Source organism: Candidatus Skiveiella danica, assembly GCF_022705245.1.
Taxonomy (GTDB): Bacteria; Pseudomonadota; Gammaproteobacteria; order Burkholderiales; family Burkholderiaceae_C; genus Skiveiella; species Skiveiella danica.
This window is the reverse complement of record NZ_JAKJEW010000012.1, coordinates 40810-56194: the sequence shown is the minus strand read 5'-3', so window position 1 is coordinate 56194 and position 15385 is coordinate 40810. Positions and strand designations below refer to the sequence as shown.

At 64.6% G+C, this 15385-nt stretch carries 11 protein-coding genes; all 11 read left to right on the top strand.

Annotated features, from left to right (window positions below):
• Positions 1 to 73: 73 nt before the first annotated feature.
• Complete coding sequence (gene mreC, locus ACMUOY_RS08795) at positions 74 to 994, top strand: rod shape-determining protein MreC (RefSeq protein WP_413892332.1); 921 nt, start codon at positions 74 to 76, stop codon at positions 992 to 994.
• Positions 991 to 1521, top strand: coding sequence for a rod shape-determining protein MreD (gene mreD, locus ACMUOY_RS08790; protein ID WP_413892331.1), 531 nt, complete (start codon positions 991 to 993; stop codon positions 1519 to 1521). The genes mreC and mreD overlap by 4 nt, the downstream gene beginning before the upstream one ends.
• 15 nt (positions 1522 to 1536) lie before the next feature.
• The gene (gene mrdA / locus ACMUOY_RS08785; protein WP_413892330.1) at positions 1537 to 3546 is read left to right on the top strand and encodes a penicillin-binding protein 2; all 2010 of its coding nucleotides are present in this window, start codon (positions 1537 to 1539) and stop codon (positions 3544 to 3546) included.
• A gap of 104 nt (positions 3547 to 3650) precedes the next feature.
• Positions 3651 to 4703: an SPFH domain-containing protein gene (locus ACMUOY_RS08780; RefSeq protein ID WP_413892329.1), complete on the top strand. Its 1053-nt coding sequence runs from the start codon at positions 3651 to 3653 to the stop codon at positions 4701 to 4703.
• Between the two features lie 116 nt (positions 4704 to 4819).
• Complete coding sequence (locus ACMUOY_RS08775; RefSeq protein ID WP_413892328.1) at positions 4820 to 6340, top strand: DUF4178 domain-containing protein; 1521 nt, start codon at positions 4820 to 4822, stop codon at positions 6338 to 6340.
• A gap of 21 nt (positions 6341 to 6361) precedes the next feature.
• Positions 6362 to 6583 (top strand): DUF350 domain-containing protein, encoded by a 222-nt coding sequence (locus tag ACMUOY_RS08770; RefSeq protein WP_413892327.1) that lies wholly within the window; start codon positions 6362 to 6364, stop codon positions 6581 to 6583.
• Positions 6584 to 6951: 368 nt separating this feature from the next.
• Positions 6952 to 8124, top strand: a complete 1173-nt coding sequence (locus tag ACMUOY_RS08765) for a Fic family protein (protein ID WP_413892326.1) — start codon at positions 6952 to 6954, stop codon at positions 8122 to 8124.
• Between the two features lie 17 nt (positions 8125 to 8141).
• The gene (locus ACMUOY_RS08760) at positions 8142 to 9827 is read left to right on the top strand and encodes a site-specific DNA-methyltransferase (RefSeq protein ID WP_413892325.1); all 1686 of its coding nucleotides are present in this window, start codon (positions 8142 to 8144) and stop codon (positions 9825 to 9827) included.
• A gap of 4 nt (positions 9828 to 9831) precedes the next feature.
• Positions 9832 to 10698 (top strand): DUF3800 domain-containing protein, encoded by an 867-nt coding sequence (locus ACMUOY_RS08755; RefSeq protein ID WP_413892324.1) that lies wholly within the window; start codon positions 9832 to 9834, stop codon positions 10696 to 10698.
• Between the two features lie 347 nt (positions 10699 to 11045).
• Positions 11046 to 13748, top strand: a complete 2703-nt coding sequence (locus ACMUOY_RS08750) for a DEAD/DEAH box helicase (protein WP_413892323.1) — start codon at positions 11046 to 11048, stop codon at positions 13746 to 13748.
• Complete coding sequence (locus tag ACMUOY_RS08745) at positions 13745 to 15319, top strand: spermidine synthase (RefSeq protein WP_413892322.1); 1575 nt, start codon at positions 13745 to 13747, stop codon at positions 15317 to 15319. The genes ACMUOY_RS08750 and ACMUOY_RS08745 overlap by 4 nt, the downstream gene beginning before the upstream one ends.
• The last annotated feature ends 66 nt before the right edge of the window (positions 15320 to 15385 follow it).

Below are 15385 nucleotides of genomic sequence, written 5' to 3'. Positions count from 1 at the left end.
GATGCCCTGTAGCAGCCGCCCCCGGCAAACCTGCCCCGCGCTGCGGTCGAAACTGGGACAATCCGCCAGCACCATGCCTTTGGGAACCCTCGATCGAACCCCGCCCCCCTTTTTCAAACAGGGGCCGTCGGCGTTGTCCAAGCTGGTCTTCTTCAGTGCGCTGGCGCTGTTCCTGATGGTGGCCGATGCGAGGCTGAAGCTGTCCCAACCCCTGCGCGCGGTCGCTGCCACCGCCCTCTATCCCCTGCAGTGGCTTGTGATGCAGCCGGTCTATCTGGCACAGAACGCCAGCGCCTACGTCGGCACGGTCAAGTCGGCCCAGCAGACCGAGAGCCAGGCCCGCCAGAAGCTCGCCATGCAGGCCCTGCGATCCAATCAGGTGGAGCACCTCAGTCTGGAGAACAACCGGTTGCGCAAACTGCTCGCCCTGCGCGAGCAACTGACGGTCCGATCACAGCCCGCGGAAGTCCTGTATGACGCGGCCGATCCTTACACCCGGAAAATCATCGTCGACCAGGGACTTGCGCAGGGCGTAGAAGCCGGCTCGCCGGTGGTAGACGAATCGGGCGTGGTGGGCCAGGTCACCCGCGTCTACCCGCTGGTCAGTGAGGTGACCCTCGTGATCGACCGCGATCAGGCCATTCCTGTCCTGAACACGCGCACGGGCGCCCGAAGCGTCGCCTTTGGCGACCCTGCCACGCCGGGAGGGTCACTCGAATTGCGCTTCATGCCCGCCAACGCCGACGTGCTGGAGGGCGACGTTCTGACAACGAGTGGAGTGGACGGGGTCTATCCGCCCGGCCTGCCGGTGGCACGGGTGGCCAAGGTCGAGCGCCGCGCCGAATCTGCCTTCGCACGCATCCACTGTACGCCGATGGCGCTCGCTGCCGGCACGCGACACGTGATGATTCTCAAGCCGATGAGCGGTTTGATCCCTGCACCGCCCCCCGAAGAAAAGGCGACGCCAGTTGCCCGACGAAAGGGACGCTCATGATCATGCGGCCCGGCCAGCAATTGCTGCTTCCAGCCAGTCCGGTTTTCATCTGGTGCAGCCTGCTGGTTGCGCTGCTGCTGAACATCGCACCGAACATGGCCGGCATGGGCCGCGTCGCCTGGCTTCCCGATTTCCTGGCGCTGACGCTGGTCTTCTGGGGTGTGCACCAGCCACGCCGCGTGGGCGTGGGAGCGGCTTTCGTCTTCGGTCTTCTGATGGACGTCCACCAGTCGGCCCTGCTCGGCCAGCATGCGCTGGCCTACACCACGCTCTCATACTTTGCCATCACCGTCCACCGGCGGCTGCTGTGGTTTCCGGTGCCCTCCCAGGCCCTGCAGGTGATGCCGCTGTTCGTGGCGGCCCATGCGATAGAGATCTCGATCCGCATGATCGCCGGCGGCATCTTTCCAGGATGGTCGGTGCTGCTGGCGCCGCTGCTCGAGTCGGCCTTGTGGCCGGTGGCCAGCGTGCTGCTGCTGATGCCCCAGCGGCGTGCGCCGAACCCCGACGAAAACCGCCCCCTGTAGCAACGCCGGGACCCCATGACGGAACTGCGCAACATCCAGGCCGACCTCTCGCGTTTCCGGTTGCGGGTGTTGATCATCGCGATCGTGGTAGTGGTCGCCTTCGGGTTGGTCGCCGCGCGGCTGGTGTACCTTCAGGTGTTCCGGCATGAAGACCTGGCCGAACAAGCCGAAAGCAACCGCACAGCCATTGTCCCGATCGTGCCAAACCGCGGCCTGATCCTGGACCGAAACGGCGTCGTACTGGCGACCAACTACTCCGCCTACACGCTGGAAATCACGCCTTCGCGCGTCGCCGATCTGGAGCAGACCATCGATGCGCTGTCCAAGGTGGTGGAAATCCACCCCAGAGACCGACGGCGCTTCAAGAAGCTGCAGGAGGAATCCAAGAGCTTCGAGTCCCTGCCGATCCGCACTCGCCTGACCGACGAGGAAGTGGCCCGTTTCGCAGCGCAGCGATTCCATTTCCCCGGCGTCGAAATCAAGGCCCGGCTGTTTCGCAACTATCCCTTTGGCGAACTGGCCAGTCACGTCATCGGCTACATCGGCCGCATCAACCAGAGCGAGAAGGAGCGGATCCAGGAGTCCGAAGACGCGGCCAATTACCGCGGCACCGACTACATCGGCAAGCTGGGCGTGGAGCAGAGTTACGAGACCCAGCTGCATGGCATTACCGGCGTCGAGGAGATCGAAACCTCTGCCGGCGGCCGCGCGGTGCGCCGCCTGGCCAGCACGCCGGCCACCCCCGGCAACACCGTCGTGCTGTCCATCGACATCAAGCTGCAGAAACTGGTCGAGGATCTCTTTGGCGAGCGGCGCGGCGCCCTGGTCGCGCTCGACCCCAAGACCGGCGAGGTGCTGGCCTTTGTCAGCAAGCCCACTTTCGATCCCAACCTGTTCGTGGACGGCATCGACCAGGAGAACTGGCAGGAACTCAACGAGTCGCTCGACAAGCCTTTGCTGAACCGTGCCTTGCGGGGCACCTACCCGCCCGGATCAACCTACAAGCCGTTCATGGCGCTCGCGGCGCTGGAGACCGGCAAGCGCACGCCGCAACAGACCATTCAGGACCCCGGCTACTTCATGTTCGGCAACCACCGGTTCCGCGACGACAAGGAGGGCGGCCATGGGACGGTGGACATGTACAAGTCCATCGTGCAGTCCTGCGACACCTACTATTACGTGCTGGCCAACGACATGGGCGTGGACCTGATGCATGACGAGCTGCAGAAGTTCGGTTTCGGCGCCTTCACCGGCATCGACATCCAGGGCGAGGTGCGCGGTCTTCTGCCGTCCACCGAGTGGAAGCGCAAGGCCTACAAGCGCCCCGAGCAGCAGAAGTGGTACGCCGGCGAAACCATTTCGCTGGGCATCGGCCAGGGCTACAACAACTTCACCATGTTGCAGCTGGCGCTGGCCACCGGCGTGATTGCCAATGACGGCATCAAGATGAAACCGCACCTGGTCAAGGAGGTGGTCGACGTCGTCACCCGAACGTCCCGCGAGACCCTGCGCGAAATCAAGGCCGAGGCCATCGCCGACCCGAAGAACATCGCCGTGATCAGGAACGCGCTGGTCGGCGTGAACACCGAGGGCACCGGCGCCACCGCTTTCCGGGGCGCAGGCTATGTGGCCGCCGGCAAGACTGGCACCGCGCAGGTGGTGGCCATCAAGCAGAACGAGAAATACAACGCAGCGCGCATGGCCGAACGCCTGCGTGACCACGCCCTGTACATGGCGTTTGCGCCGGCAGACAAGCCGAAGATCGCGCTGGCCATGGTGGTGGAAAACGCCGGTTTCGGTGGCGCGATGGCCGCACCCATTGCCCGCCGCGTCTTCGACTACTGGCTGCTGGGGCAGTCTCCGACACCAGAAGACATGGCCGCGGTGCAGAAGGGCCAGGCCGGACCACCGCCCGGCGCGCCGCGCCCGCCAGCCTCGGCCGCATCAGCGCCCGCGAGCGCTTCCACGGCAACGCCTCCCATGGCAGCCGCCGCCTCGGCAGTCAAGACCCAGCCAACCCCGTGATATCCGGTGCCCGAAGGCGCCTGAGCCCCCCCATGCGCTGCGGTAGCGAAGCGTCTGCCCGCAGGGGTATGATTTCCGCTCCTTTCATCCCGGAGGCAACGACCATGGCCCTGATGGACTTCATCAAGAAACAGTTCATAGACATCATCCAGTGGACCGAGACCGGCGACGGCACGCTGGCCTGGCGGTTCCCGATGGCGGACATGGAAATCCAGAACGGGGGCTCGCTCACCGTGCGCGAGTCGCAGATGGCGGTGTTCGTCAACGAGGGCAAGGTGGCCGACGTGTTCGGCCCCGGCACCTACAAGCTCACCACCCAGACCTTGCCCGTCCTCACCTACCTCAAGAACTGGGACAAGCTGTTCGAGTCCCCGTTCAAGAGCGACGTCTATTTCTTCAGCACGCGCCAGCAGATCGACCAGAAGTGGGGCACGCCGCAGCCGATCACCGTGCGCGATGCCGACTTCGGCGCCGTGCGCCTGCGCGCCTTCGGCAACTTCGCCTTTCGCATCGCCGACCCGAAACTGTTCCACACCGAGATCTCGGGCACCCGCGACACCTACACGGTGCAGGACCTCGACGGCCAGCTGCGCGGCCTGGTGCTGCAGAACATCAGCAATGCCATCGCCGCCAGCGGCATCCCGTTCCTGGACCTGGCGGCCAACCAGCTCAAGTTCGCCGAGGCGCTGTCCACGCAACTGGCCCCGGAGTTCGGCAAGATCGGGCTGAAGCTCGAAGGCATGACGGTGCAGAACGTCTCGCTGCCCGAAGAGCTGCAAAAGATCCTCGACCAGAAGATCGGCATGGGCATGGTCGGCAACGACATGGGCAAGTTCATGCAGTACCAGACCGCACAGGCGATTCCGAAGTTTGCCGAAGGCGGCGGTGGTGGTGGCAGCGGCATTGCCGGCGACGCCATGGGACTGGGCGCCGGCGTGGCGCTGGGCCAGGTGCTGGCGCAGAACCTGGCCGCCGGACTGCAGGGCAACACCGCGGGCGCGGCTGCGGCGACCGCTGCTGCGGCCCAGGAGGCCGGCGTCAAACCTGAAGATGTGATGGCCACGCTGGAAAAACTCGGTGAACTCAAGGCCAAGGGCATCCTTACGCAGGACGAATTCGACGCCAAGAAGGCCGAGCTGCTCAAGAAGCTGGTCTGAGACGCCAGACTTCATTCCTGATTCAATAGCAAAAAATGACCTTTTGACGCTGGGAAACGGCCGATTTCTTTTGAAACCGGTCTGTCTTCCGCCGCACAGGCGCCGCCTTTCCCCTCATGGCTGAATCCGCCGGCCCAACCCAGCGCCACTACCGCGCGCCCTGCCCCGGGTGCGGCGCGCCGGTGGAGTTCAGAAGCGCGCAATCGACCACCGCGGTCTGCGGCTACTGCCAGAGCACGGTCGTGCGCCAGGGCGAGGTGCTGTCGCGCATCGGCAAGATGGCCGAACTGTTCGACGACCACAGCCTGCTGCAGCTCATGGCCAGCGGCACCGTCGACGGCCAGGGCTTCACCCTCGTCGGGCGCCTCCAATACAAGTACCGCGAAGGCACCTGGACCGAGTGGCAGGCCCTGCTGAACGACGGCAGCACCGGCGCCTTGAGCGAGGACAACGGCGCCTACGTGTTCTCGCGCGCGGTGGCGACCGGGCGTGACATCCCGGCTGCGGACCAGTTCCGCGTGGGCGCCACCACCGCCATCAACGGGCAGAAGTACAGCGTCGCAAGCAACGAGCAGGTCGCGCTGATAGCTGCCCAGGGCGAACTGCCCCGCCTGCCACCGCTGGGCCAGTCCTTCGCCATGGTGGAGCTGCGCGGCCAGGGCGCAGCACAGGTGCTCAGCATCGACTATGGTCCGACGCTGGCCGGCGAATCGCCGGCCCTGTCGCTGGGCCGCCCGGTCACGTTGGACGAACTGCAGATGACCGGCCTGAAGGACGGGTCAGCCAAGGACGAGAAAGGCCGGCAGTTCAACTGCCCGAACTGCGGCGCCACCGTCGAGGTGGCCCTGGCTCAAAGCAAGAGCATCACCTGCAAGTCCTGCAACAGCCTGATCGACCTGAGTGCGGGCATCGGCGGTGAATTGCGCCACGCGGAGCAGGACGAGCCGGTCCGCCCGCTGATCCCGCTGGGCACCGTGGGCCAGCTCGAAGGCCTGGCCTGGCAGGTGGTGGGCTTCCAGCACCGCATGGGCCAGGAGCCCGGCGACGACGAGCAGTTCGGCTGGGAGGAGTACCTGCTCTACAACGCCAGGCGCGGCTTCAGTTTCCTGGTGGACGCCACCGATGGCTGGAGCCTGGTCAAGCCGGTGACCGGCGCGCCGGCGCTGGCCAGCAACGGGCAAAGCGCAAGTTATCAGGGCACCACCTTCAAACAGCAGTACGCCTACAAGGCCGAGACCACCTATGTCGCCGGCGAGTTCTACTGGCAGGTGCAGCGCGGCCAGAAGACCGACAACCGCGATTTCGCCTCCGGCAAGCAGCTGCTCTCGATGGAGCAGTCACGCAACGAGATCACCTGGTCCGCCGGCGCGAAGATCGACAGCGACACGGTGGCCAAGGCCTTCAGGCTCGAAGACCAAAAGGACCTGCTCAAGCGCAGCGACGCCGCGCCCTTCACGGCGGCGCGCAGCATCGGCATCATCCCCATCATCGTGATTCTGATCGTGATCCTGATCGTGCTGTCGCTGCTCAGCCGCTGCAGCCGCTGCGACCCGCGCGTGGAGAACTGCTCCTCCACCACGGCACGAAGTTCCGGCGGATCCTGGGGTGGCAGCTCCAGCGGCGGGGGACACAAATGAACGTTTTTACTGGAGGTCATCATGGGAATTGAGTGGCTGAAACCGGCGGCCTTCATCGGCTCCATCGTGTACGCGCTGATTGGCGTGATCATCTTCTGGTTGTGCTTTGTCGTCATCGACAAGATCACGCCCTACAACCTGTGGGAAGAGATCGTCGTCAAGCAGAACCGGGCGCTGGCGCTCGTCGTGGCGGCGATGTGCCTGGGCATCTCGCTCATCGTTGCGGCCGCGATCCACGGGTGAGACGCGCGAACCACAAGGCTTCCTCGCTTTATGGGCCGGTGCCGGACGGGACCTTGGCGGAACCCTGTGGTGCCACGCCGACCTGAACAGCCCCACCCGCCCGGGCGCGCTCGCCGCCGCCGCCCGACAGCCTTGCCGACCGCCGACCCTGTTCGAGACGGTCCCAGGCCCCGGATCGCTCGTCGGCCAGAGCGCCATGGCAGCGCCACTGCCCCGAAAACGGGCGCGGCGGACAGAATTCGTTTGATGCGCCTGCAAACCACTTGAATGTTTACGCAAGCCATTTTTTCTCACGTTTTATGAAATAGTTTCTCTATAAATTTTTATAAGACTATGATTGCGGACGTCTTATACAAATACAAATCGCCATGACAGGATCACCTCAGCGCGCAGGCCGCTACGTTCAGCAAACCACCGGGTACAAGGCTTTCATTCCTGAAGCCCTGCCACCCCAGCCGGACATTGAATTCGATGGCGAATTGCGCACACTGCTGTCGCAAGCTGACCGGGACATCGCCCGGCTGGACGCCATTGCAGCCCTTCTGCCCAATCCTGATCTCTTCGTAGCCATTTACGTGCGCCACGAGGCCGTGCTGTCATCCCAGATAGAAGGCACGCAAAGCACGCTGGAAGACGTGCTGGCCTTCGAGGCGCAGGGCACCAGCAATGACACTCCGAAAGACGTGGAAGAGGTCATCAACTACGTTCGCGCCATGAACCACGGGCTGCGTCGCCTGAATGAGCTGCCCTTGAGCCTGCGACTGGTGCGCGAAATTCATGGCGAGCTGATGCACAACGTGCGGGGTGGGGAAAAAACACCTGGCGAATTCCGCACCTCCCAGAACTGGATTGGCCCGGCAGGCAGCACACTGACCAACGCGTCTTTCGTGCCGCCACCGCCCCACGAATTGATGAACGCCCTGGGCGCGCTCGAAAAATTCCTGCACGAAGGAAAAACCAACACGCCACTGCTGGTTCGATGCGGTCTGGCCCATGCCCAGTTCGAAACCATCCACCCGTTTCTCGATGGCAATGGCCGCGTCGGGCGCCTGCTGATCACGCTGATCCTGTGCGAGGAACAGGCCTTGTCGCGCCCGCTGCTGTACCTGTCGGTGTTCCTCAAGGCCCACCGGATCGAGTACTACGACCGCCTTACCGCCATCCGCAACTACGGTCATTGGGAGCAATGGCTCAAGTTCTTTTTGCGCGGCGTGAGCCAGACCGCCCGCGCCGCGACCCGCACCGCCACCGACATCGTGAACCTGCGCGAAGCGCATCGCAGCGCCGTGATGAAAAGCCCCAAGGCCCTCAAGCTGCTCGACAGCCTGTTCCAGCAACCGCTGGTGTCGCCCAACCGCATCGCTGAAATTGTGGGTTGCACCCACCCCACCGCCGTCAAACTGGCACGCGACCTGGAAGGCAGAGGCTGGCTGCAGGAAATCACCGGCTTCGAGCGCAACCGCCTGTATCGCTACCAGCCCTACATGGCGCTTTTCCACCGTGAAACCGTGGAAGCCACCTTTGCCGCCCAGACGCCCTGACAGACACGCCCAACTCCATGCCCACCCTCGACTGGCTCAACCGCGCCGACGCCTTCACCATCGCGGCCCGCGTGCCCTACCGCCTGCTGGAGCCCGTCTCCAGCCACGGCACCGGCGCGGACAACCTGCTGATCCAGGGCGACAACCTCGAAGCGCTGAAAGCCTTGCTGCCGTTCTACCGGGGCCAGGTGAAATGCATCTTCATCGACCCGCCGTACAACACGAAAAGCGCCTTCGAGCACTACGACGACAACCTGGAACACAGCCAGTGGCTCAGCATGATGCTGCCGCGCCTGCAGTTATTGCGCGAGCTGCTGCGCGAGGACGGCTCGATCTGGGTGACGATTGACGACAACGAGGGGCACTACCTCAAGGTGTTGATGGACGAGGTGTTCGGGCGGGGGAACTTTGTGACGAATGTGGTTTGGCAAAAGGCATACACCTCAAATCAAACCGCCAAACACATCTCGGATACCCACGATCACCTGTTTTTGTACGCGCGGAACGAAACGGCCTTGTCCATTGGCAAGCTGCAACGCACCGAAGACCAGATCGCTACTTTTAAAAATCCTGACGCTGACCCCAGAGGACCATGGAAAGCAGAGAACCTTTCGGCGGGTAAGTTTTACTCCGCCGGCCAGTTCCCAATCGTTGGCCCAACCGGGGCGACCTTTTTGCCGCCAACCAATCGCTATTGGCGATGCAACCAAGCCCAATACGAGGCATGGCTAGCAGATGGGCGAATCACTTTTGGATTGAGCGGAACGGGGCGGCCGATGCTCAAAAAGTTTCTCGAAGAAATGACGGGTGGCCTAACTCCGAATACTTGGTGGGAGCACATGGAGTCCGGCAGCAACAAAGAGGCCAGCATTGGCCTCAAGTCGTTGCTGGAAGGCACGCCTGATCTCTTTCAAACGCCCAAGCCTGAGAAGCTGATTCAGCGCGTGCTTCAACTCGCGACCCAACCCGACGACCTCGTCCTCGACAGCTTCCTCGGCTCCGGCACCACGGCCGCTGTCGCGCACAAGATGGGCCGGCGCTGGATCGGCATCGAGATGGGCGAACACGCCGCCACGCACTGCCTGCCCCGGCTGGAGAAGGTGATCGCCGGCGAGCCGGGCGGCATCAGCGCGGCGGTGAACTGGCAAGGCGGCGGCGGTTTTCGCTTCCTGCGCCTGGGCGCGCCGATCTTCGGCGCCGACGGCGCCATCCACCCCGAGGTGCGCTTCGCCACGCTGGCCGCCTTCATCTGGCAGCAGGAAACCGGCACCGCCCGCACCCCCGGCCAGGGCGCTGCCGGCACCCCATGGCTCGGAACCCACTACGACATTGATAGCGCCCCGTGGCCATCCGACGCTGGGAAGGAGCCGATTTCACCTGAAAATTCACCCCCGGACCTGTTTTCCGCCCCGCCAGAGCCCGCGCCGGACGCCACCCTGGTCGCGGGGGCAACTCCCCAGGCTCCGCGCCCCGTCAAGGCGGTCTACCTGCTGTTCAACGGCATCCTGGGCGACCGCCGCCCCGCTGGCGGCAACGTGCTGACCGTCGCCGTGCTCGACGCGCTACTGGCCCAGCACGCCACCACACCGGCGCCCGAGGCGCCGCTGGTCGTCTACGGCGAAGCCTGCCGCCTGGGCCCGGCCCGGCTGGCACTGGCCCACGTGACGTTCCGGCATATTCCGTATGACGTGAAGGCGAGGTGAGGCCATGACAACGCCCAACACAAATGCGCTGCCGCCGTCAGGGCTCAGCCCCACGAACACCGCGTTTTACTTTGTCGATGAATCCGGCGATGGCGTGCTGTTCAACGCCAAGGGGCAGGTCATGGTGGGTCAGCCCGGTGGCGCGATGGGCCACTTCATCATGGGTTTGCTGCAAGTGGAAGATCCGACGACGCTGGCGGTGGAACTGGAGCAACTGCGCGCAGAGCTCGCCGCGGACCCATATTTCAGGGATGTGCCCTCGTTCCAGCCGGGGCGCGGCAAGACGGCGGTGGCGTTTCACGCCAAGGACGATTTGCCCGAGGTCCGCCGGGAGGTGTTCAAGCTGTTGCTGCGCCACCCGGTGAAGTTCTACGCGGTGGTGCGCGACATGCAGGCGGTGCTGGCCTACGTGCGCGAACGCAATGCGCGCGGCGGAAACTACCGCTACCACCCCAACGAGTTGTACGACAACACCGTCGCGCGGCTGTTCAAGAATCGCCTGCACCAATATGAAAGCTGCCACGTCTGCTATGCCGTTCGGGGCAGTTCGGATCGGACCAGGGCTTTCGCCTCGGCGCTGGAACTGGCCCGCGAGCGGTTCGCCCGGCAATGGGACAAACAGGTCGCCACCGCCATCCAGGTCACGCCGGCTCGGTCGGCGCAGCAGGCCTGTCTGCAAGCGGTGGACTACCTTCTGTGGGCCTTGCAGCGGCATTACACCCGTCAGGAGAGCCGCTTTCTGGACATGATGTGGGGCAAGGTCAGTCTCATCCACGCGGTGGACGAAACCGACAAGGCGCCTTACGGGGTGTATTACTCAAAAACAAAGCCGCTCACGGGAGCGGCTTTGAAAAACGAGGTGGGAATATAGGATCGCCTGACTGGGTTGCCCCGTGGTTCCAGCTCTCACACGGCATGGAGCCGAATTTTGTTCCCACGGGGCGATTGTAAATTGTGTTTACCGATCTGGCATCCCCGCCCAACCCGCATCACGTCAAGGCGCAATGAAGAAAAAATGAGGAAAGAATGGCAACACTGAAATTGAAGACACCGCCAACCCAAGCTGGCGAGCGATACGGACGCTGGCCGCGCCAATGAGCGCTGAAGAAGCAGGATGAATCCGCCAATCAGGAAGAAAAACTTAATTTAAATCAACAGTTTGCATTGGCGTAGTCGTTTCAACTCAACCAATGCTTGCGCCAATTAGCCCCGCTCCCCATGCCCCAGATCACCCTCAAGTCCTACCAGCAGGCCGCACTGAATGCGCTGGGGGCGTTTGCCCGCGCGGCGCAGATGAAGGGGCCGGCGCTGGCGTTTGGCGAGCAGGCGGGGCGGCCCTACAACCCGGACCCGTTTGGCGCGGTGCCCTGCGTGTGCCTGCGCATCCCCACGGGCGGGGGCAAGACGGTGTTGGCGGCGCACGCGGTGCCGCTGCTGGCGCGCGCATGGCGGGCCACGGACGCGCCGGTGGCGGTGTGGCTGGTGCCCAGCGACACCATCCGCAGCCAGACGCTCAAGGCGCTGCAGACGGCGGGCCACCCGTACCGCGCAGCGCTGGAAGCCCATTACGGCCCTGGCGTGAAGGTCTGCGCGCTGGAAGACGTGGCGCAGATCGCGCCGCCGGACTGGGGGCGCCAGGCGGTGGTCGTGGTGGCGACGATCCAGAGTTTCCGCATCGAGGAAACCGGGCAGCGCAACGTCTACAGCTTCTCGGAGGCGTTCGAGCCGCACTTCCGGGGCACGGACGCACAACGCCTGGCGGTGCTGCAGCCCCTGCCCGACGCGGTGGTGGCGGCTGAAGAGGCGGCGCAGGACGGTAAAGGCGTGCTCAAGGGTTTTGTCGGCCAGCCGCGCTGGAGTCTGGCGAACTGGCTGGCGCTGCACGAGCCGATCATGATCGTGGACGAGGCGCACAACACCAAGACCGACAAGAGCTTCACCGCGCTGAAGAGGCTGAACCCGTCGTTCATTCTGGAGCTGACGGCCACCCCGATTCCCGCCAGGACCAACGTGCTGTACCACGTCAGCGCGCAGGAGCTGGCTGCGGAAAGCATGATCAAGCTGCCAATTGCCCTGGCCGAGCATCCGCAAGGCTGGCCGCAGGCCGTCTTTGCAGCGGTGCAAACCCAACGCGCACTGGAAGCCGAGGCGCTGAAGGACGAGGCCGAGGGAGGCTATGGCGACAAGGGCTACGTGCGCCCCATCGTGCTGTTCCAGGCGCAAAACGCGGATGACGAGATGCCGCCCGAGGCGCTGCGCCGCCATCTGATCGACGAACTGCACATTGCGCCAGAACAGATCGTGGTGGCCACGGGTGAAGTGCGCGGTCTGGACGGGCTCGACCTGAGCCGCCGCGATAGCCCGGTGCGCTTCGTCATCACCGTGCAGGCGCTGCGCGAGGGCTGGGACTGCCCGTTTGCCTACGTGCTGTGTTCGCTGCAAAAGCTCTCCAGCGCCACGGCAGTGGAGCAGCTGCTGGGCCGCGTGCTGCGCATGCCCTACGCCACGCGGCGCGGACGCGAAGCGCTCAATCGCGCATATGCCCATGTCTGCGAGGCGCAGTTTTCCAGCGCGGCGCGCGCGCTGGCCGACCGGCTGATCAACCACATGGGCTTCGAGGCGCTGGATGTGGCTTCGATGATCGCGCCAGCCGGCAATCTGCCACTTTTTGAAGAAAATCTGCCACATCCCAGCGTGGAATGGTCAGAGATAGCTACCACTTTCATAGCAATCTCGCCGACACCCGAGCTGCAGGGCGCTGCGGGTGTGAGCGTGGTGGAAGTGGGTGGCGCCCCGCAGGTGGTGGTGACCGGGCACATCAGCGCGGAACTTGAGGGCCTGATGCTGGTCCAGGTGCGCGGTGCCAAAAAGCTGGAGCAGGTGCGTGAAAAAGTAGCGGAACACAACGCGCTGGTGGCCGCGCAGCAAGCCCCCGCCTCGCGTGGCGAGCCCTTCGCGCCGGTGCCGACGCTGGGCTACCGCACGCAGGCGCAGGCGCCGCTGTGGCCGCTGGAGCGTGAGGCTGTGCTGGAGACCGTGGAGCTGGACCTGATGACACCGCAGGCCATTCAGTTGCCGGGCTTCCAGGTGGTCGCGCAGTCCAACACTTTCGAGATTTACCTGAAGGACGCGCATGTCAGGCTGCGCCCGGCCGATGCAAGCCAGATCGCCATGGACTATGGCGCCAGCACCATCACACCCGACGACCTGGTGCGCTGGCTGGACCAGTCGCTCTTCCAGAAACTGCCCGACCTGACGCAGACCGAGCGGCGGGCCTATCTGACGGCCGTGGTGAATTACTTGCTGCACGAGCGCGGCGTGCCGCTGGTGGTGCTGGCCCAGGCGCGGTTCAAGCTGGCGCAGGATATCGAAAACCGGGTGGCCGAGCTGCGCGATCAGGCCGCGCGGCAAAGCTTTCACCAGCTCGTGCTGCAGGCGGACAACGCCCAGGGCTGGCTGGTCGAGCCCGACTGGCAGCATCCGCACTTGTTTGAGGCCGGTCGCTATCCGGCGCCCGTGGCTTCGCGCTACAGCGGGCGCTACCAGTTCCCCAAGCACTACTTCCCGGTGCTGGCCGACCTGAAGGAAGACGGGCAGGAGTTCGCCTGCGCCCAATTGATCGACCGCCACCCCAAAGTGCGGCACTGGGTGCGCAATCTGGACACGGCACCATGTGGCTTTGCGCTACCTACGTCAAAGGGCCGCTTCTTCCCGGACTTCGTCGCCGAGTTGATGGATGGCCGGGTGGCCGTGCTGGAATTCAAGGGCGCGCACTTACTGAACGACCCCTACGAAATCGAAAAACGCCTGGTCGGCGAGCGGTGGGGCCAGACCAGCAACGGACGTGCCGTTTTTGCCTGGCTGACGCAAACCCGCGATGGCCTGACCACCGCCGCGCAACTGGACAGGGCGCTGGCATGAGCGCTGCGCCCGTATCAGCCGCCTTGCCCAATTCCCCGCCACGCCCGGTCGAGATCGCGCTGCTGGCCAGCGTGTTCATCATTGCCGCCTGCGGCTTGCTGTACGAGCTGGCCGCGGGCGCGATCGCCAGCTACGTGCTGGGCGATTCGGTGCTGCAGTTCTCCACCATCATCGGGGCCTACCTGTTCGCCATGGGCGTGGGCTCCTGGCTGTCGCGCTTTTTCGAGCGGCAACTGCCGGCGCATTTCCTGCGCATCGAGTTGCTGGTGGCGCTGGCCGGGGGGGCGCTGCCGGCTATGCTGTTTCTGGCCAACGCCTACACGCCGGGCGCGTTCCGTTTCCTGCTGTACGCGCTGGTGTTCCTGGTCGGGATGCTGGTGGGGCTGGAGATTCCGCTGGTCATGCGCATCCTCAAACGCAACGTGGCACTGAAGGACCTGGTGTCGCAGGTGCTGACCTTCGACTACCTGGGCGCGCTGGCCGTATCGGTGGCGTTCCCGCTGGTGCTGGTACCCCATCTCGGGATGATCCGCACCGGATTGCTGTTCGGGCTGATGAACGCCACGGTGGCGCTGTGGGCGCTGTGGCTGTTCCGACACGAACTGCGCCACTTCGGCGCGCATGCGCTGGCCTGCGGCCTGACGCTGGCCGTGCTGCTGGGGGGCTTTGCCGCCGCCGGCACCCTCACCACCCTGACCGAGGACAAGTTCTACAACGACCGCATCGTCTTCACCGCAGCCTCGCCCTACCAGCGCATCGTGGTGACGAACGCGCCCGGCGAGGGCCGCGCCGGGCACCGGCTGTTCCTCAACGGCAACCTGCAGTTCGCCGAGCGCGATGAATACCGCTACCACGAGGCGCTGGTGCACCCCGCGATGGCGTCGTTCACTTCGGGGGGTGGCGCCCCGCGCAAGGTGGCGGTGCTGGGGGGCGGCGACGGCATGGCGGTGCGTGAAATCCTCAAGTACCCCGGCGTGCAAAGCATCACCCTGGTCGAGCTGGACCCGGCCATGACCACGCTGTTCACGCAGAACCCCACGCTGGCCGGGCTCAACGGCCATGCGCTGTCGTCACCGAAGGTCAAGGTCATCAACACCGACGCCTTCAAGTGGCTGGAAGAAACCCGGGACAGTTTTGACGTGATCGTGGTCGATTTTCCCGACCCGACCAACTTCAACATCGGCAAGCTTTACACCAACTCCTTCTACGCCCTGCTCGACCAACGGCTGTCGGCCAGCGGCTATGCGGTGATTCAGACCACCTCGCCGCTGGTGGCGCGCCAGAGCTTCTGGACCGTGGTGCAGACCATCGAGTCGGTCGGCCTGCGGGCCACGCCCTACCACACGCACGTGCCCAGCTTCGGCGAATGGGGCTTCGTGATCGCCAGTCGCCGGCCGTACCGGCTGCCCACGGCCTTGCCCGAGGACCTGCGCTTCATGAACCTGCAAAGCCTGCCGCTGCTGTTCGACTTTCCGCAGGACATGGCGCGGGTGCCGGCCGAGGTGAACCGGCTATCGAACCAGGTGCTGGTGCACAGCTATGAGGCCGAATGGGGTCGGGTGACGCATTGATGTCGGCTGCGGCCTTCCATGAACCGACACCCGTGCGCGTCTGGCCGCCGGCTCCGCGACAGGCCG

Bases quoted from the DNA above. Each gene is read 5' to 3' on its own strand.
- mreC (WP_413892332.1), top strand. From the start codon at position 74: ATGCCTTTGGGAACCCTCGATCGAACCCCGCCCCCCTTTTTCAAACAG.
- mreD (WP_413892331.1), top strand. From the start codon at position 991: ATGATCATGCGGCCCGGCCAGCAATTGCTGCTTCCAGCCAGTCCGGTT.
- mrdA (WP_413892330.1), top strand. From the start codon at position 1,537: ATGACGGAACTGCGCAACATCCAGGCCGACCTCTCGCGTTTCCGGTTG.
- ACMUOY_RS08780 (WP_413892329.1), top strand. From the start codon at position 3,651: ATGGCCCTGATGGACTTCATCAAGAAACAGTTCATAGACATCATCCAG.
- ACMUOY_RS08775 (WP_413892328.1), top strand. From the start codon at position 4,820: ATGGCTGAATCCGCCGGCCCAACCCAGCGCCACTACCGCGCGCCCTGC.
- ACMUOY_RS08770 (WP_413892327.1), top strand. From the start codon at position 6,362: ATGGGAATTGAGTGGCTGAAACCGGCGGCCTTCATCGGCTCCATCGTG.
- ACMUOY_RS08765 (WP_413892326.1), top strand. From the start codon at position 6,952: ATGACAGGATCACCTCAGCGCGCAGGCCGCTACGTTCAGCAAACCACC.
- ACMUOY_RS08760 (WP_413892325.1), top strand. From the start codon at position 8,142: ATGCCCACCCTCGACTGGCTCAACCGCGCCGACGCCTTCACCATCGCG.
- ACMUOY_RS08755 (WP_413892324.1), top strand. From the start codon at position 9,832: ATGACAACGCCCAACACAAATGCGCTGCCGCCGTCAGGGCTCAGCCCC.
- ACMUOY_RS08750 (WP_413892323.1), top strand. From the start codon at position 11,046: ATGCCCCAGATCACCCTCAAGTCCTACCAGCAGGCCGCACTGAATGCG.
- ACMUOY_RS08745 (WP_413892322.1), top strand. From the start codon at position 13,745: ATGAGCGCTGCGCCCGTATCAGCCGCCTTGCCCAATTCCCCGCCACGC.